This is a genomic window from Comamonas odontotermitis (genome assembly GCF_020080045.1).
Taxonomy (GTDB): domain Bacteria; phylum Pseudomonadota; class Gammaproteobacteria; order Burkholderiales; family Burkholderiaceae_C; genus Comamonas; species Comamonas odontotermitis.
The window spans coordinates 1,487,315-1,502,849 of sequence record NZ_CP083451.1 but is presented as its reverse complement, the minus strand read 5'-3'; the positions used below and the strand labels follow the sequence as shown (position 1 = coordinate 1,502,849).

At 56.8% G+C, this 15,535-nt stretch carries 18 protein-coding genes and 1 tRNA gene; 7 read left to right on the top strand and 12 right to left on the bottom strand.

Annotated features, from left to right (window positions below):
* Positions 1 to 92: 92 nt before the first annotated feature.
* Positions 93 to 1,883: a M14 family metallopeptidase gene (locus LAD35_RS07080; RefSeq protein WP_224151998.1), complete on the top strand. Its 1,791-nt coding sequence runs from the start codon at positions 93 to 95 to the stop codon at positions 1,881 to 1,883.
* A 99-nt stretch (positions 1,884 to 1,982) separates the two neighbouring features.
* Here the strand turns inward: LAD35_RS07080 and speG are convergent, their stop codons facing one another.
* Both speG and LAD35_RS07070 read right to left on the bottom strand, forming a co-directional pair.
* The gene (speG, locus tag LAD35_RS07075) at positions 1,983 to 2,501 is read right to left on the bottom strand and encodes a spermidine N1-acetyltransferase (protein ID WP_224151997.1); all 519 of its coding nucleotides are present in this window, start codon (positions 2,499 to 2,501) and stop codon (positions 1,983 to 1,985) included.
* Positions 2,502 to 2,725: 224 nt separating this feature from the next.
* Positions 2,726 to 4,243, bottom strand: a complete 1,518-nt coding sequence (locus LAD35_RS07070; RefSeq protein ID WP_224151996.1) for an MFS transporter — start codon at positions 4,241 to 4,243, stop codon at positions 2,726 to 2,728.
* A gap of 97 nt (positions 4,244 to 4,340) precedes the next feature.
* Here LAD35_RS07070 and LAD35_RS07065 point away from each other — a divergent pair, with 97 nt between their 5' ends.
* Positions 4,341 to 5,216, top strand: coding sequence for a LysR family transcriptional regulator (locus LAD35_RS07065; protein WP_224151995.1), 876 nt, complete (start codon positions 4,341 to 4,343; stop codon positions 5,214 to 5,216).
* A 48-nt stretch (positions 5,217 to 5,264) separates the two neighbouring features.
* The gene (locus LAD35_RS07060) at positions 5,265 to 5,693 is read left to right on the top strand and encodes a tetratricopeptide repeat protein (RefSeq protein ID WP_224151994.1); all 429 of its coding nucleotides are present in this window, start codon (positions 5,265 to 5,267) and stop codon (positions 5,691 to 5,693) included.
* 75 nt (positions 5,694 to 5,768) lie between these two features.
* Here LAD35_RS07060 and LAD35_RS07055 read toward each other — a convergent pair whose 3' ends face one another.
* Both LAD35_RS07055 and LAD35_RS07050 read right to left on the bottom strand, forming a co-directional pair.
* Positions 5,769 to 6,839, bottom strand: coding sequence for a linear amide C-N hydrolase (locus LAD35_RS07055; RefSeq protein ID WP_224152607.1), 1,071 nt, complete (start codon positions 6,837 to 6,839; stop codon positions 5,769 to 5,771).
* 44 nt (positions 6,840 to 6,883) lie between these two features.
* The gene (locus LAD35_RS07050; RefSeq protein ID WP_224151993.1) at positions 6,884 to 7,228 is read right to left on the bottom strand and encodes a hypothetical protein; all 345 of its coding nucleotides are present in this window, start codon (positions 7,226 to 7,228) and stop codon (positions 6,884 to 6,886) included.
* Between LAD35_RS07050 and LAD35_RS07045 the strand changes: the two genes are divergently transcribed.
* A complete protein-coding gene (locus LAD35_RS07045) occupies positions 7,227 to 7,403 on the top strand; it encodes a hypothetical protein (RefSeq protein WP_224151992.1) in 177 nt (58 codons plus the stop codon). The genes LAD35_RS07050 and LAD35_RS07045 overlap by 2 nt on opposite strands.
* Before the next feature lie 86 nt (positions 7,404 to 7,489).
* On the opposite strand, the gene LAD35_RS07040 is transcribed toward LAD35_RS07045, so the two are convergent.
* From LAD35_RS07040 to LAD35_RS07030, 3 genes are all read right to left on the bottom strand, one after another.
* Positions 7,490 to 7,879 (bottom strand): BLUF domain-containing protein, encoded by a 390-nt coding sequence (locus LAD35_RS07040; protein WP_224151991.1) that lies wholly within the window; start codon positions 7,877 to 7,879, stop codon positions 7,490 to 7,492.
* Positions 7,880 to 7,956: 77 nt separating this feature from the next.
* Entirely contained in the window at positions 7,957 to 8,208 is a 252-nt protein-coding gene (locus LAD35_RS07035; protein WP_224151990.1) for a putative hemolysin, read from the bottom strand.
* Between the two features lie 296 nt (positions 8,209 to 8,504).
* On the bottom strand, positions 8,505 to 8,756 hold the full coding sequence (locus tag LAD35_RS07030) for a hypothetical protein (RefSeq protein WP_224151989.1): 252 nt from the start codon (positions 8,754 to 8,756) through the stop codon (positions 8,505 to 8,507).
* 771 nt (positions 8,757 to 9,527) lie between these two features.
* Between LAD35_RS07030 and LAD35_RS07025 the strand changes: the two genes are divergently transcribed.
* Positions 9,528 to 9,604 (top strand) — tRNA-Arg (locus tag LAD35_RS07025).
* A 332-nt stretch (positions 9,605 to 9,936) separates the two neighbouring features.
* Here the strand turns inward: LAD35_RS07025 and LAD35_RS07020 are convergent.
* The gene (locus LAD35_RS07020) at positions 9,937 to 10,434 is read right to left on the bottom strand and encodes a hypothetical protein (protein WP_224151988.1); all 498 of its coding nucleotides are present in this window, start codon (positions 10,432 to 10,434) and stop codon (positions 9,937 to 9,939) included.
* Between the two features lie 47 nt (positions 10,435 to 10,481).
* Here LAD35_RS07020 and LAD35_RS07015 point away from each other — a divergent pair, with 47 nt between their 5' ends.
* Both LAD35_RS07015 and LAD35_RS07010 read left to right on the top strand, forming a co-directional pair.
* On the top strand, positions 10,482 to 10,685 hold the full coding sequence (locus tag LAD35_RS07015; protein WP_224151987.1) for a hypothetical protein: 204 nt from the start codon (positions 10,482 to 10,484) through the stop codon (positions 10,683 to 10,685).
* Positions 10,686 to 11,038: 353 nt separating this feature from the next.
* Positions 11,039 to 12,196 (top strand): immunity 26/phosphotriesterase HocA family protein, encoded by a 1,158-nt coding sequence (locus LAD35_RS07010; protein ID WP_224151986.1) that lies wholly within the window; start codon positions 11,039 to 11,041, stop codon positions 12,194 to 12,196.
* Positions 12,197 to 12,367: 171 nt separating this feature from the next.
* Here LAD35_RS07010 and LAD35_RS07005 read toward each other — a convergent pair whose 3' ends face one another.
* The 4 genes from LAD35_RS07005 to LAD35_RS06990 form a co-directional block, all read right to left on the bottom strand.
* Positions 12,368 to 13,924: an IPTL-CTERM sorting domain-containing protein gene (locus LAD35_RS07005; RefSeq protein ID WP_224151985.1), complete on the bottom strand. Its 1,557-nt coding sequence runs from the start codon at positions 13,922 to 13,924 to the stop codon at positions 12,368 to 12,370.
* A 157-nt stretch (positions 13,925 to 14,081) separates the two neighbouring features.
* The gene (locus tag LAD35_RS07000; RefSeq protein ID WP_224151984.1) at positions 14,082 to 14,636 is read right to left on the bottom strand and encodes a hypothetical protein; all 555 of its coding nucleotides are present in this window, start codon (positions 14,634 to 14,636) and stop codon (positions 14,082 to 14,084) included.
* Between the two features lie 92 nt (positions 14,637 to 14,728).
* Entirely contained in the window at positions 14,729 to 15,277 is a 549-nt protein-coding gene (locus LAD35_RS06995) for a glycoside hydrolase family protein (RefSeq protein WP_224151983.1), read from the bottom strand.
* Positions 15,274 to 15,516 (bottom strand): phage holin family protein, encoded by a 243-nt coding sequence (locus LAD35_RS06990; RefSeq protein WP_184711133.1) that lies wholly within the window; start codon positions 15,514 to 15,516, stop codon positions 15,274 to 15,276. Before LAD35_RS06990 ends, LAD35_RS06995 begins: the two co-directional genes overlap by 4 nt.
* Between the last annotated feature and the right edge of the window lie 19 nt (positions 15,517 to 15,535).

Genomic DNA, 15,535 nt, shown 5'->3' with positions numbered 1-15,535 from the left:
TCTTTCGCACCCATCCTACGCAGACACCCGCCTCTGTTTTGCATAATGGCAACATAATTTTCAGGAGGGCCGTGCTTCGTCACGCAACAACAATGATGCAACCCCATTCCTCTCTCACTGCCTCGCGCTGGATGACGCTCAGTGCCGTTTCTGCAGCAGTCCTGCTGAGCGCATGCACCAGCACGCCCCTGCCACCCTGGACGAGCGCGCCCACGGCAACGCCCGGCACGGTCACCACCGCCCCCAAGAGCCAGGGGCCTGCCCCCGTGCACATCCCCGGTGTCAGCAACCCGGGGGTCATCAGCACCCCCGTGGAAACCACGCCGCTGCAGGCCGTCCCCTTGAGCGTGTGGCAGGAAAGCCCCGAAGTTGCCGCACGGTTTCCAGACCCGGCCACCCCTTACAGCACCCCTGGCCTGACCAACGGACGCACCACATTCACCAGCAATGCGGAATTGGGCCAGATGCTGCGCCAGATTGCGTCAGCACCGGCTGGGGGAACCAAGGCCGAGCTGATCACGGCCGGCACCTCGCAGGAAGGCACCCCCATCCATGCCTTGCTGCTCACGCGCGCTGCTGGCACCAGCTTGCACGACCTCGATGCCAGCGGACGCCCAACGGTATTGCTGATCGGCCAGCAGCACGGTGACGAGCCTGCCGGCAGCGAAGCCCTGCTTGCCATGGCACAATCCCTCGCGCAGGGCCCACTTGGGCCTTTGCTCGACAAGCTGAATGTCTTGCTGGTGCCGCGCGCCAACCCCGATGGCGCTGCCTCGGGCCGACGCACCACCTCCAACGGCATCGACATGAACCGCGACCACCTGCTGCTGCAGACGCCTGAAGCCGATGCGCTGGCCAAGCTCAGCCGCAACTACCGTCCCGTCGCGGTATTTGATTCGCATGAATTCACCGTTGCCGGACGCTATCTGGAAAAATTCCAGGCCGTACAGCGCTACGACGCCCTGCTGCAGACCCCGACCACGGCCAATACGCATGAATTTGTGGGCAAGGCCGCCAATGAATGGTATCTGCTGCCCATGCAGAAGGCGCTGACCGACCAGGGCATGAGCACCAACTGGTACTACACCACCACGAAGAAGGCCGACGACCTGACACTGTCGATGGGCGGCGTGCGCCCCGATACCGGCCGCAATGTCTATGCCCTCAAGAATGCGCCCAGCCTGTTGATCGAGACCCGTGGCGTCGGCATTGGTCGCGCCCATATCCAGCGCCGCGTCCACAGCCATGTGGTGGCTCTCACATCAGCACTGCAGACCACGGCGCAGCGCGCCAAGGAGTTGGAGCAGGTGCGCGCATTCGTGGCCCGCGACGTGGCTTCGCAGGCCTGCCGGGGCCAGTTCACCCTCGAATCCCAGCAAACCACCGAAAAGCGGCGCATCGTCTTCCTCGACCCGCAGACGGGTGAGGACCGTCCGCAGGAAGTGGACTGGAAGTCGTCCGTCAAGCTGCAGCCGGGCGAGAGCCGTGCCCGCCCTTGCGGCTACTGGCTGTCCACCAATGCCGGTGAAGCCGCCGACAAGCTGCGCGCCCTGGGGCTGCAGGTACTGCGGGTGGCCGAGCCGGGCAATATGCTGGCAGACACCTACCAGGAAGTAGAACGCAGCAGCAGCGCCAAGAATGATGTGCTGGGCCCCTCTTCCCGCTCGGTGGAGCGGGTCAAGGTTCAGTTGCAGCGCATTGCCATCGATGTGCCGGAAGGCAGCTACTACGTGCCATTGAACCAGCCCATGGCCAACCTGGCCATTGCCGCCCTGGAGCCCGATACCCAAAGCAGCTTTTTTGCCAATCACATCATCACCGGCCTGAGCGATGTGGCCCGGTCGATGAACAATCCATCGCTGGTGTACGACGAAACGGATTGAGCTGCCTCGTGCGCACGGCCTGACCGGCAGCCCTGAACAAGAAAGCCACCCCGGCATGCCAGGGTGGCTTTCTTCTTTCCTCTTTCTTGTTTGGCTCCGTCAGGCTATTCGCTGCAGGTAAGGCCCCTGCAGCATGTACATGCGGATCGCACTGCGGTACTGGCCGTTCGAAAAGAACTCATCCACCAGCTCGCCCTCCGGCTGAAAGCCCAGCTTGCCATAGATGTGGATGGCCTTGGCGTTTTCCTTGTCGACGTACAGGTAAATCTTGTGCAGGTTCAGCACACGAAAGCCATGGTCCAACGCCAGTCGCGTGGCATGGGCTGCAATGCCCTTGCCCTGCTGGTCGGGGGCGATGATGATCTGAAACTCTGCGCTGCGGTGGATCAGATTGATCTCCACCAACTCCACGAGGCCAGCGCGCTCACCCGCGTGCTGCACCACAAAGCGCCGCTCGCCCTGGTCATGCACATGGGCATCGTACAGGCTGGTCAGCTCATCAAATGTGGCGTAGGGCTCCTCGAACCAGTACCGCATGACGCTGGCATTGTTGTCCAGCAGGTGCACGAAGCGCAAATCCTCACGTTCCAGTGGCCTCAGTTGAATATTCGTATTCATGAATCAATCCTTTTTAATTTCTAATCAATTTCAAATTCTTTGCCATGAGCAACTGCCCGCTTAGGGAGCCTCTGCAAAACCCTCGCCAGATGGGATGGACGCGGATCGGGATGAGCCGCAAGGCGTCTTCCTCGGCAATAGCCGTAGCTATTGCCGAGGAAGACAACGCAGCGGATCGCCCGAGACCGCGTTCAGGCCACGGCAGGGAGTTTTGCAGAGGTTCCTTAGCGCGTGCGTGTGCGCCAGGCCACCCAGGCGGTGACCAGCAGCAAAAGGGTCGCCAGCAGCAGCACCGCGGCAAAGCCTTTATCGAAGGCGGCGCTGGCCGCTTGCACCAGGCTTTGGGCGGCATCCAGCGGCATGCGTTCCGACGCCAGCAGGGCTTCGTCCAGGCTGTCGCGCACCGTAGGTGGCAATGCAGCCGCAGCAGCCGCTTCTGGCACGACCAGCGAATGGGCATAGACGGCCGAGAGCAGGCTGCCCATGACAGTCACCCCCAGGGCGCCACCCAGCTCGTACGACACCTCCTCCACCGAGGCTGCCATGCCGGCACGGTCGGCAGGCGCACGCATCAGCATGGTGGCCGAGGCCGCCGTGATGGCACCGCCAATCCCCAGACCCAGCAGCACCAGGCTCAGCGACTGCCACAGCGCTGTCGCCTCGTGCAGTGCCAGATAGGCCCCCATGCCCAGGCCGGAGGCCAGCAGTGCCAGCGCCAGCAGACGGCTGCTGCCCCAGCGCGGCAGCAGGCGCCCGGCAATAGGGCCTGCCACGAAGGCTGCAATCGGCAGCGGCAATACGGCCCAGCCAGCCTCCAGCGGGCTGAAGCCCAGCACCAGTTGCAGGCGCTGGCTGAACACCAGCTCCATGCCCAGCAGCGCAGCCGCCGCCACCAGGGCCGAGATCACGGCGGTGCTGAAGCCCTTGTCCTGAAACAGGGCCAGATCGAGCAGCGGGTGGCTGCTGCTGCGCTGGCGGCGCACAAAGATCCACAGGAAGCCAATACCTGTCAACAACGCGAAGGCAGCCAAGGCCCAGTCCGGTGATTGCTTGCCCAGCTCCTTGATCGCATAGGTGCCTGCCATCAGGCCCAGCATGACCTGGATGGAGGCCACCAGATCCCAGGGCCGCTCCCGATTGCCTTGGCTGGCGGGGATGTACCGCCAGGCGAGCGGCAAGGCGATCAGCACGATGGGCACGTTGATCAGGAACACCGAGCCCCACCAGAAGTGCTCCAGCAGCGCCCCGCCCAGCACCGGGCCAAAGGCAGCGCCACCAGAAGCCACCGAGGCCCAGATGCCGATGGCCAGGGCGCGCTCCTTCTCGTCGCAAAAGCTCAGTCGGATCAGCGACAGCGTGGCCGGCATCATCATGGCCGCGCCCACGCCCAGCAGCGCACGGGCCGCGATCAGCACGCCCGCGCTTGGCGCAAAGGCCGCCGCCAGCGAGGCACCGCCAAATACGGCCAGGCCCGCGATGAACAGGCGCTTGTGGCCCAGGCGGTCGCCCAGCGTGCCCATGCCCAGCAGCAGGCCGGAGACGACGAGGGAGTAGCTGTTGATGATCCAGAGCTTGGCCGATGCGGTGGCAGCCAGGTCATGGGTGAGACGCGGCAGTGCCGTATACAGCACCGTCATGTCGATGACGATGAGCAGCAGCGCGACGGAGACGATGCCCAGCACCAGCCAGCGGCGAGACCCGAGGCCCGGAGTCAGCGAAGTGGAGCGTGTTGTGGTTTGCATGGAATCCTCTTGTGGAGGGAGGTTGTCTTGAATAAAACCCCATGGTCTATCATTTTTATATTTGATAAAAGCTTAGATTAATCAGTAAAATTGATGCATGGAATGGACTCTTGAGCGCCTGAACCAATTCGTCACCGTGGCCGACTGCGGCTCCATGACCCAGGCTGCGCGGCGGCTGGGGCGCGCCCAGTCGGCAGTGAGCATGGCCATGGGCCTGCTGGAGGCGGACCTGGGGCTGGCGCTGTTCCAGCGCATCGGGCGCTCGGTGCACCTCACGCCGGCGGGGGAAGTCATGCTGGTGGAGGCGCGGGCCCTGCTCAACCAGGCCCAGGCGCTCGATCTGCGCGCCCAGGCGCTGGCCGCCGGTCAGGCCGCACAGCTGTGCGTGGCCATTGACGAGGCCCTGCCCTACCCACCAATCGCCAGACTGCTACGGGAGCTGGCGCAGCAGTTTCCTGCGCTGGAATTGACCCTGCTCAATGGCACTGCAGCCGAGGTGGCCCAAACCGTGCAGTCGCGCCAGGCGGCGCTGGCCTTCCAGTTCGTGCGCGGGCCTGCGGACGCGCAGTTTGCCCAGAGCTATGTGGCAGGCGTGCCGCAGATGGTGTTCGTGGCGCGAGACCATCCGTTGGCTGCAAAGACCCGCATCACCCGCGAGGACCTGGCCAGCCACCGCCAGTTGGTGATGCACATCGAAGACGTTGAAGACCTCGTGATCAGCCCGCGCATCTGGCGTTCGGAGAGCTTTTACGTGCTCGCCGACATGCTGGCCGACGGCATAGGCTGGGGCATCCTGCCACGCAACATTGCCGAGGCACCGGGCATCGAGCCGCGCATCGTCGCACTCGATTGCCCGGAACTGCGCCTGCCACCGTTGGCCGTGCGCATGCTCAGCCTGCAGGGCGCAACGCTGGACGGCACCGCGCTATGGCTGCAGCAGCGGCTGGCGGAGCTGCTGATACTGGGCGATTGAGCCAGCGCTGAACGGCACACCCTCTAAACCAAGGCAAATTGGCAATCCATGAAACACCACCTGATCGCATCACTTGCAGTTCTGAGCGTCGCCTCATGCACCAATATTCCTCATTTCAACCGCCCGCCCCCGGACACGGGCATCCGGTACGATTCAAAGGCATCCATCACCGGCATTCCAACCATGTCAGCAGCCGAGTTGACACGCCAGAAAGGACTGGCCAACAACGGTGACGGCAGAGCCGCCTTCAACGTGTATACGTACTACCGATCTACCGCCAATGACCAGCCAAAGGCCATGGAGTGGCTCTTGATGTCCGGCGAGCTGGGCTACCCGTCTTCGCAATACATCCTGGCCCAGATCTACCGGCATGAGAACAACTACGAGAGAGCCATCTACTGGGCACGAAAAGCGAGGGACAGTGGCTACCCCAATGCGCAGTCAACCCTGGAATCGTTGGAGAGCGAGCAGCCATGAAAAAGGCCCACAGCGTGGGCCCCGCATGAAGATCAAGCCTTGTGATTGCGGAACGCGCTCACACCCCCGCAGCGTTCAGATTCCGAGAAACCTGAACGGCTCGGCAGGCCTGAAGGCACTGGTGGCATCCCCGGCAAAGGGATGGTCCTGGTTGGGCCCCAGATCAAGCTTGAGCACCTTTCCCTTGCCGCTGCTGAAATCGATGCGCTTGAGATCCACCCAGAAGGTATTGGGCGTGAGTGCCGACTCAAAGAAATACAGCTTGCGTTGGTGGTCAAACACGGTGCGCCAGCGCGTCGACGAGATATTGGGCTCGCCAGGGGTGGTCAAGCCATAGGGCACCGAGACATTGCGGATGACGCTGAAGACGCTTGCAAGCGTCTTGTTGGCATCCTGGTCCTTGGGAATGGCGTTTACATAGAACGAGGCGCGGGCAAAGCGGTCTGCTGCGCGATTGGTGCCCGGCAACATCGTCGTTCCACCCACCTGCTGCCAATAGCTGTTGAGCGCCAGTTGCTGGTCAAAAACAGGCGAGTTCGTCATTACCTGGTAGCTGCGGCTGTGGCGAATGACTTGACGCCCATCAATATATTCAACGATGGCGCTGTCACCGCTGGCGTCCGATATCGACAGATGCAGCGTAGCCAGCCGGCTTTCGCCTGGAACGCTATCCGTGACAATGGTGAAAGGCTGCTGTTGCAAGGCGGCCACCGCCTCTTCGACGGTCGCAAAATTATCCAGAACATACTGTGCCCAGGCAGCGATGCTCAACCCCGGCTTGCTGTTCGAATCGAATTTGGGGTACTGCGACTCCACGAGCCACAGCAGGTTGGCGCTCAGGCCCGCCTCATTGACGCCATCGGTTGTGGAGATGTCATAGCCCGATGTGACGACACTGCCATAACGCGACGTCCAGCGCAGCGAATTCGGCCCTGCTTCACCGCTTCTCGCCATACCGCGCGGCATCACCCACAGGTTGCTCGTGATATCGCTCTTCCAGTCCATGGAGCGCGCGGTGACCACTTGCCCGCCATCGCCCAGAAAGACCAGCCTCGTGCATGCCGACGCGCCGGGCAGTGCATTCAGCAACGCCAGGCTGAGAAGCAATGGCTTGATACCAAGGAACCGGCTCCTGCAGGAATGCATGCAATTGCCCTTGGTAGGTTTGGAGATCGCCATACGTCGGTCCTTCAGCGCGGAGTGGAGCTTCCGCTTGCCTTCCAGGCACCGTCACCCTGCTTGCAGAACCAGAACTGCCAGTTTTCCGACTGGCTGCCTCTTGCCACATCGGCCTTGACCAGCCTGCATGTGTTGGCAGATTTTGTCTGCGCCGTCTGCAAAGGCGTCAAAACCACCTTGATGGCCTTGGATGCCACCGCGTTGGTGCTGCTCCAGGACTTGGCCACGCCATCCTGAGGGCTCTCCAGCACGCTGCCCAGGGCCGAACGAAACGAAGGCAAATCCTTTGCCGGAATATTCCGGATGATCGTGTCATTCAGAAAAAAAGCGGGGGCCACCTGCGCGGAAATCTGCATGGCCGATGCAGCCAGTCCACAGGCAACAGCGAAGTTTCGGAAAAAGGCGTTTTTGTTCATGGGAAGACAATGGATGGGTGAGGAAAGTACGGAAAAATCCGTGCAAATTGCGCTTTTCATTGCGCATTTCATTCGGTTTGAAAACGCAGGCTTGCATGCTTTGGATATCTACTGATAGCCAACGTTACCACACGAAGCTCTTTTTAACCATGCCGCTTCTTTGCCATAACATCCGCTGCGGCGGTTGCAATCAGGAGCCAGCTACAAACTATCGATGGCCGTGGTCGTGGCGCAGAAGTATTCAAGCGCCCTGCCGGCCTCCATGCTGCTCAGCGCTTCGATATCGAGCGCATCCATATCCACATCGGAATACCCCATCGCCCAGCTGGCGAACCGGCGCTCCCCTGCAAGTTCCTGCGTCAGCAACGGGTTGAAATGCCTGTGCCGTGCATCCACTGCCAGCTTGGTGGCCAGGGGTGAAATCGCCTCTGCGGGTCCTTCGACATACTGCGCAAATCGCTCTCCGTCGAAAACCAGTATCCCTGTGATGCCCTGGATGGCGTTGAGTTCTCTGGCCTGCTTGACGATCTGTCCAACCTGGTGAACGTCCAGATCAGGGGCTATCTGGCTTGTGTAAAGGAGACAGTACAATGGAGGCGACATAGATAGGGCTTTCGACGAGGTACTCGGCCATGTTAACTGCCTCGCAGCCTATCACCAGTGCGCTTTCACTGCTTGGGCGAGAGCGGATGGTCGCGCCTGAAAAGCTCCCACTCCTCAATCTGCGAGCCGTCGGGAAGCACACAGATGCCTACCTGCCCCTGGGGCGTATCCTTGATCTGCAATGCCCCACCCCTCTTGACGCAGTATGCCGAGGCCGGGTTGGGCATGCCAATGCGGGGCTGCGGCTCGGTCTGCGCACAGGCACTGACAGCAAGAGCGCAGAGGGTGCTGGCAATGGGGCTCAAGGGATGGGTCATGAAGTCATGATAGCGAACCTGGACTAAGCGACCTGGAAAGCTGGCACTGCTGCGAGCGTTTCGCTGCCTCACTTCTGCAATGCCTGCGTGCAAGAATGCTTTCACGGGCATCTCGCAAAGCAACGACGGCAGTGCAAGGGCTCGGGCCACTGCTGGGCTTCGCCCAAAGTGGCGCGCGCCCACTACCCACCGGCCAAGTAATGATATTTATAAAAATTATCAAATTCAATTTATTATAAATTTAATATATCATTGCACCCTTATAGAGAGAGGGAATACCACGACAAAAAGTTAGTTCAGCTTTGAGCCTGCGCATAGCAGGCTCTTTTTTTGCCCCGCAACGAGAAAAAATACAAATATTTTTCAAGAATCGATAGTGATGCGCTAATATCGATTCCTCGATTTGCGCCGAGTTCGTGCTCTCCTCCCTCCCTCTCTATACTTGCACGATATCCCTGGTAACCCAGGGTCGGCTTTTTTACAGCGAAACTCGCGCCACCTTCGGGTGGCTTCTTTTTTGCCTGAAGGGCGCGGGTACCTGCCGACATGCGCAAGGATCGCAATGGGGTGCTCACTGACGCTCTCATGCAGGCTTCCGCTCCGCTCTCTCTCAGTCACTGGAGCTTTCGATCTGTGATCCGCTGGGTAGCGTCCGGCCTCTTCTCCCATTTCGGCTTGGGGTGTGCTGGGCATCTGCCACTGCCATTAGTCAAAAGCGCTTTGCATCCAGGCCGGGTGCAGGGCTTAGGCGGTTTCCTTGGCATCCGCCTTCCGCACTACCTCAAGCTATCCCTCAGCCCTTCCCTGCCAAACGCACAAGGGTTTTTACCTATAAACCTTTTGAGCAAGAAGAACACAATTGAGTCACTCACCAGAAACTCCATCTAGAGAGAGATCACGACTGAATCCTATTCAAGCCCTCTGCTATCGGTAAGTTTCAGTGAGTGAAGGGCCTACCCAGTAGGCCCTTTCTGTTTTTGACGAGCATCGCTGCCACCTCCGGCTCGGCCTTCCTTGGCTTTGCCATTCTGTGCTTGTCAAAATCAGTCTGTTCCGAGGCCATGCATTCCTGAAAACTTGCGTCTCACATCTTTGAAGCCATAGGCTCTCCAAAGTAGCAAAACCGCCCGGGCCGGATGTCCGTTGCCAAGCTGGCAACTGGTGGGCGTCCCCCAGCCAAAGCAACCAGGTGAGTCCCTAAATTCCGGGCATAATAACAAGCGGTCATGAAGATCGCTGATTGGCCAATGCGGCGCGCTCCGCATCTGGTCAAAATTTCAATTGCGGAAAAGTCAACTTTCCTCAATCAAATCAAACTCCTGCCCGTAGCTCAGTTGGATAGAGCAACAGCCTTCTAAGCTGTGGGTCACTGGTTCGATTCCAGTCGGGCAGGCCAGCCTATACAACGATTCAATGCTATCAATTCTATAGTTTTCCGCTTCGGAAAACTGTTGATTTGCACAGCCTTCCAGCCAAGTCTTTCAGTTTTCGCCGTAGCAAAAGCGAAGCAAAATTTCGTCTAAAACCCAAGCATTTATCCCGGGTTTATTCCATTTTTGGTTGCAAAATGTGCCAGCAACCAAGGAGCCGGAAGATGACTCTTTAGAACAGTTGAGGTCGCCGCCCTAGCTCTTGGCTCCAGGGTGGCAGTACAGAAAACTTCCAGATTGAAGGGGGGGTGAAGTGGAAGAACTGCCCTCCGCACCTACAGCGCGCGTAGAACCAAAACTATTTCCTCCGTGGAAATTCAGGATATGGAGGCCGTTTGACCTTCATGTATTGCTTCTCAAGCCAAGGGCTCAGGATTTTTAGACTGCTCCCAATCTCAGCGGGAGAAGGTCCACAGATCCAAATCTGAGGCCATTGCTGCAACTCTGCTTCATCCCACTCGATGCCACGAAGCAAGAGCACATTGTCCCGCTCCTTCCACACCTCTGCCTTTTCCAAAGCCTGGCAAAGCAACCTCGCAGGATCTTCGCGATCCACCAAGCAGGTGCAGTCAGAACCGTTATGGGCGCGGGTCGTGACCAAATTTCCATGCAGTCTTGGTCTGAATTGCAACAGATGGACAGGCAGAAACACGCCAGCATGCTGCAGCCTCAGAACACAGGATGGATAGCCTGCCTTTTTCTTGGCTGCAATGTACCCGTCAGTTCCAGGAGAGGCCCTGCCCTGATTAAACCTACCGGGCAAATCCCCGACTTCAAAGTGTGCAAATGATTCCATGGCAACTCCAGATTACTGTATAAATATACAGTGTTTTGGAGATCGACATGATTGGATCAAGATACTGGCAATGGCACATCAAGCCACAAGATCAATGGGTCAAGATGCAGGAGCATGAGCGCGCGGACAGCATCAAGTCGTCGCACCCCGAGGCCATGCAGGTTCTCGGCTCAATGATCTGGCGCTGCGCACCAACACCTGCGGAAATGCGGGAAGTCTGCCGTGATCTGGGGCCGGATGTGCCGTTTTGATGGCGGTTCTTCGTCACCCTTCACCCCCAGAACTGCCCATGCAGCAGCTTTAGTTTGGAGGCCAGCGTCTCCGGGTCGTTCTGCATGTGCAGGACTGGGGTGGTTCCGATGCTCACATGCTCAAAGCCGAACTCAACATTCGGGCATCTCCCCTCAATCGATTCACCGAACTGGGGGGCTCCAAACAACGATAGTGGCATAACTGCTTCTGGAGTTTGGGGTAGCTCGGCCTCAGGTCAATTTATTCAGCAAAGCCCATCTATTCCGACAAATACATAACACGCTGTAGTATATGTAATCTTAGGGAAATGCAAATGTTGCAATGCAGCCCAACCCGAAAAAGGAGAATCGAGATGGAAAAACCGTTTTTTGAGTTAACAAACGAACAACGCAGATATTTAGGACTTGATCCTATTGAAAAAGGCTGGGAGCTTGTAAAATTATTCGACAGCTATGTGTATTTTGATGGAGATATTATCCGCAAAGAAATTACCTCCAGCGAAAACTCTTACACAGAAAGAAATTTGAAAGAAACAACGACAGAGAATCGAACCATCCTACTCCCAAAAACGGAAAAAGGAAAACCCAAGAAGCTTAACTTCACTGCCACCCAAACCTTCAAAGGAATAGGGGTCTATTTTTCATTCTCTGAAAGCTTTCTTACTATCTCCAACTACACAACTCAGACTGAATATCACAGTGAAAGATTTACCAATAAAAATATCGAGTATTTGAAGTTGTGGCTTAAAGAGTGGATTGCTGATTCATCAAAAGATGATCTTCAAGACATCGAAAAATTCAGAACTGCCAACAGAACTCACTGCAAATACAAAGAAGGCGACTTCTTTGCCTTCAAAATAGAGAGAAGAAAATGGGGATTTGGACGAATACTATTCGATGTACAAAAGAACATAAAAACCAAGAAAATCCAAAGAAATGAGCACTATGGATTGACAAATTTGATGGGAAAGTGCCTTGTCGTGAAGGTGTATCACAAAACAAGCAACAGCATAAATGTCGATCTTGATGAGCTTTCGAGAACAATGGCACTCCCATCGCAGTTCATCATGGACAATCATTTTTACTATGGAGAAAACTTGATAATTGGTCACAAACCTCTTACAACCGATGAGCTTGATATGCCAATTTCGTATAGCCAAAGTATCAATAGCGATGATCGCAACAAAGTCTACATACAGCACGGACTTATTTACAAAGAACTCGACATCTCAAAATTTAACAAATACCTCACACATGAAGATGAATCCCTATACAATGGACATCTAGAAAATCCATACAGAAAAGAAAGCTCGGGATTCGGATTAAATATTAATACTCTTCAATCTTGCATAACAGAGAAATCCAATCAACCATATTGGACATGTACAACAGAGTGTTATGACAGAAAATTTGATTTAAGAAATCCTGAGAATCAGAAAATAAAAATAGAAATATTTAAAGCTTTTGATCTCGATCCGGACAAAAGCAATACAGAAAATTTAAATCAATAATAGCCCACCTTAACTATTACAAAGACACTTTGACATCTTGGCTGCTGCTTTCCATGCCATGGATTCAGAGCTGTCCATTGCTGTGATTCCAGCAACCTGACCGCACAAACGAAAAAATAGCCTCCCAGGCGCCGCATTTGGCACCTGAGAGGCTCGCTCTATTTCGGCAGACTAAGCTGAGCGTCTACGGCCTCGCACCAGGCCAAACACCGCCAGCAATGAAGACAACGAGATCACACTCCACAGGCCCAGAGTCGGTACAGGAGTTGGCGTAGGAGTGACAACAGGCTCAGCAGCAATCATGATGCTGTAGCTCTGGGTCAGATTGTTCACCGCAGCCTTGGCCACGCTGGCCGCGCCTACCTGGGTGCTGTCCGAGATAGTGATGCTGAAATTGCTGGTCTGCGCCTTGGTTGGCGTGCCGGTGATCGCGCCCGTTACTGGGTCCAGGGTCAGGCCATCAGGCAGCGCTCCGCTCAAGGTGAACGAGTATGGCGGCACCCCTCCGGCAACTACGATGCGGGCACTGTACGCTTGGCCAACCTGCCCTGCAGGCAGTGCTTGGCCATCAGCAGGAATCGTCAGGTCGAGCGGGTCAATGACAATTGCAAAAGATGTGTTCTTTACTTGGCTCGCATCATCCGCAACTGTGACAGTAACCTGCGATGTACCTGCTGCCGTCGGTGTTCCGCTAATGATGCCTGATACAGGGTCAATCGTCAGATTCGCTGGTAGGCCTGAGGCAGACCAGTTGTAGGGCGCAACTCCGCCTGTTGCCTGTAGAGTCACGCTATAGAGTTGGTTAATGCGCCCTGCTAGCGTGCTTGGCACTGTGATTACAGGTTCCGAGATGGGCGTGACACTCACTACGGCCGAGGCTGGTCCCGTTATGTCACCTTGATTGGTTACCGTCGCGGTGCAGTCGTATGTAGTTCCATTCGTCAGTCCGGTAACCGTGATCGGGCTGCTCGCGCCTGTGGCAGATACCGACGAATCACCACCTTGCGGAGTGCAGCTAACAGCATAGTGCTTCAGAGGATAGGCGCCAGAATCCGAAGCGTTCACTGTGAATGTGGCTTGGCTATCCCCTCTGGAAGCAAGGGAGAGATTGGGTGCAATGGGCAGAGATGTATAGGCAATCTCGGCGGTAAAGGCCAGATCTCCAGAGGTTGATTGCTCCCAGGCATTCGTAGTCAGTTCGGATACGGTGGTGGCATCGAAGCCGTAAACGAAATTACCGCCCGGGTAGATGTCGCTACTCCAGAAACCCCACATTGCACCGGCTTGAGCGGGCCAGGATGTTTCAAGGACACTGGCAAACAGCACATACTTTTGATCAGGCACCAAGCTGATATTCAGACCAGTAACTCCATAGAACTGGTTTGCCGTCGTCATCTGCTCTGCACCAACGTACAGCGCTGGTCCAGTGGCGCGTTTACTAGTGTCATCCCAAGCGTACACGTAAAATTTAAACGGCAAACCGCTGCTAGGCGCGGACATGCGAATACTGAATCCGTGCAGCACTGCTGCCTGCGCAGGTGCAGTGATGGTTTGACCGTAGGTGTGCGTGAAACTCTTACCAAATGCGCCTACACCGCCGTAACCCACTTGCGTCGTATCAATGCTCTGCGCCCGAGCCGGAGCAGCCAGCATCCCGAGTGTCAATAAAGCAGGAAGTGCCAGCTTGATAAGGCTTCTGGCAAGCCATGAGTGAGAGAGGAGTGACATGGTGGGCGGAGTGATTGTTAACTAATGCTTGAATTTGTAACCAAAAAAACACTGCCTTGTCTATCGTTAGAACCCCGAAATCTCGGTAATTTCTCGGTTTTTTCTTTGATCTGTCGGTTTTCTATCCTTCTTTCATAAAGCGGGCCAACCAAGAAATTCATTCATCAACAAACAAACTATTTTTGCAGGCCTGGTTGCTGTCCTCACCATTCAGTCTCCGTTCGATGTTCACCTGGTCGCACAGCGCAGCTACTTCGGCGTCTCGCTGTTTAAGAGCGCCTCCGAGTTCCGCGACCACTCCGACGCCTTCTGCAAGCTGTCGGTCGAGGGCTGAGGCTTTATCTGCAAGATCGCTGCGGGCAGCGGCGTCGGCTTGGGCTTGCGCGCGATAAGTGGCGGCTCGGCTGTCGGCGCTGAGCTGCAGCCGGTGAGCACGCTCAAGCTCAGAGCGCACATCAACAGCAATGCCAGTTTTGAGGCTGGCCAGCTTGTCAGCGTTGTAGATTGTGTCTTGGGCATGCTTGCTCTCCAGTTGTGCAGTTTGGGTTTCGTCGGCCCGGGCGGCTTCGGCGCGGGTGGCCACGCCCTGGGCCTGCTCGGTCTTGCATTCGGAAACTTTGGATGCGCCGCGCCAGCCGTTGACCATCCAGCCTCCGCCAAATGACAAAGCGGCCACCAGGGCCGCTATCGCTAGTTGAATCTGCAGGGTCATGGCTCACCTCATGAGGAAATGCAGGAATATCCAGAACGCTCCCCAAAGCGGCGCACCAGCCAGACAGGCTATGAATGCGAAGAACAGGAGCATTACAGTCCCTCCAAACACAAAGCGCGCTCAGCTTGGCGGCGGTTCTGCAGGCCTTGCACATACTTTCCGCCAGCGTTTGACCAGTTAGGCGCACCAGAAGGCGTGCGGGCGATCAGATTGCAGCCTTGCACGATCTGGCCAGCGTTGATACTTTTGACGGCCTGGGAGCCGCAAGCGCCCTCCTTGCCCACGTTGATTGCGAACATGGTCAACCCGATCAGGCGCTTGGCTGTCAGGTAGTCCCAATTTGCGCACCCCAGCATGGCAAAGCCATACTCAAGCAGCGTTGCCTTGTTCACCGCCCGGCACTGGTCGTCAGTGAGCTTGTCGCCTACCTTGGCGTTCCAGTCAGTACGGCCAGCGCAGTACGTGGGGATGCCATGCGCCAGGTTGTCCGCGTACACCTGTTTGATATTGCCCTCCCAGCGCTCCAACGTGGTGTACGCCAGAGGGCTGGTCAGCGCGGCCAACAAAGCTGCAGGGATCACCCCCTTGCGCGCCAGCGAAGCCGGAATGCTCGGTTCTTTCGGAATCAATGCGTCAGTCATAGCTCATCCCATCCCGTACCAAACTTGTGCTGCATGCGCGCTTCCATCTCGCGCGCCTCTCGCCGGTCTTTGCGCCAGGCCCAGTACTGACCGAAGATCAATCCCAGAACGCCGACAATCGCGCCAACAATGATCCCCATCTCTGACAGTGACATACCGCTCACAACCGCAGTGGTTGCCCCTCCGTAGGCCGCAGTTTTTCCGGCAACAATCGCTGCACTTTCAGTTGTATTGCTCATTCAGGCCTCTCAAAATGAA

Bases quoted from the DNA above. Each gene is read 5' to 3' on its own strand.
- LAD35_RS07030 (WP_224151989.1), bottom strand. From the start codon at position 8,756: ATGTCGGCAGGTACCCGCGCCCTTCAGGCAAAAAAGAAGCCACCCGAA.
- LAD35_RS07005 (WP_224151985.1), bottom strand. From the start codon at position 13,924: ATGTCACTCCTCTCTCACTCATGGCTTGCCAGAAGCCTTATCAAGCTG.
- LAD35_RS07015 (WP_224151987.1), top strand. From the start codon at position 10,482: ATGATTGGATCAAGATACTGGCAATGGCACATCAAGCCACAAGATCAA.
- LAD35_RS07010 (WP_224151986.1), top strand. From the start codon at position 11,039: ATGGAAAAACCGTTTTTTGAGTTAACAAACGAACAACGCAGATATTTA.
- LAD35_RS07035 (WP_224151990.1), bottom strand. From the start codon at position 8,208: ATGACCCATCCCTTGAGCCCCATTGCCAGCACCCTCTGCGCTCTTGCT.
- LAD35_RS07020 (WP_224151988.1), bottom strand. From the start codon at position 10,434: ATGGAATCATTTGCACACTTTGAAGTCGGGGATTTGCCCGGTAGGTTT.
- LAD35_RS07045 (WP_224151992.1), top strand. From the start codon at position 7,227: ATGGCCGATGCAGCCAGTCCACAGGCAACAGCGAAGTTTCGGAAAAAG.
- LAD35_RS07000 (WP_224151984.1), bottom strand. From the start codon at position 14,636: ATGACCCTGCAGATTCAACTAGCGATAGCGGCCCTGGTGGCCGCTTTG.
- LAD35_RS06990 (WP_184711133.1), bottom strand. From the start codon at position 15,516: ATGAGCAATACAACTGAAAGTGCAGCGATTGTTGCCGGAAAAACTGCG.
- LAD35_RS07050 (WP_224151993.1), bottom strand. From the start codon at position 7,228: ATGCAGATTTCCGCGCAGGTGGCCCCCGCTTTTTTTCTGAATGACACG.
- speG (WP_224151997.1), bottom strand. From the start codon at position 2,501: ATGAATACGAATATTCAACTGAGGCCACTGGAACGTGAGGATTTGCGC.
- LAD35_RS07060 (WP_224151994.1), top strand. From the start codon at position 5,265: ATGAAACACCACCTGATCGCATCACTTGCAGTTCTGAGCGTCGCCTCA.
- LAD35_RS07070 (WP_224151996.1), bottom strand. From the start codon at position 4,243: ATGCAAACCACAACACGCTCCACTTCGCTGACTCCGGGCCTCGGGTCT.
- LAD35_RS07055 (WP_224152607.1), bottom strand. From the start codon at position 6,839: ATGCATTCCTGCAGGAGCCGGTTCCTTGGTATCAAGCCATTGCTTCTC.
- LAD35_RS07080 (WP_224151998.1), top strand. From the start codon at position 93: ATGATGCAACCCCATTCCTCTCTCACTGCCTCGCGCTGGATGACGCTC.
- LAD35_RS07065 (WP_224151995.1), top strand. From the start codon at position 4,341: ATGGAATGGACTCTTGAGCGCCTGAACCAATTCGTCACCGTGGCCGAC.
- LAD35_RS06995 (WP_224151983.1), bottom strand. From the start codon at position 15,277: ATGACTGACGCATTGATTCCGAAAGAACCGAGCATTCCGGCTTCGCTG.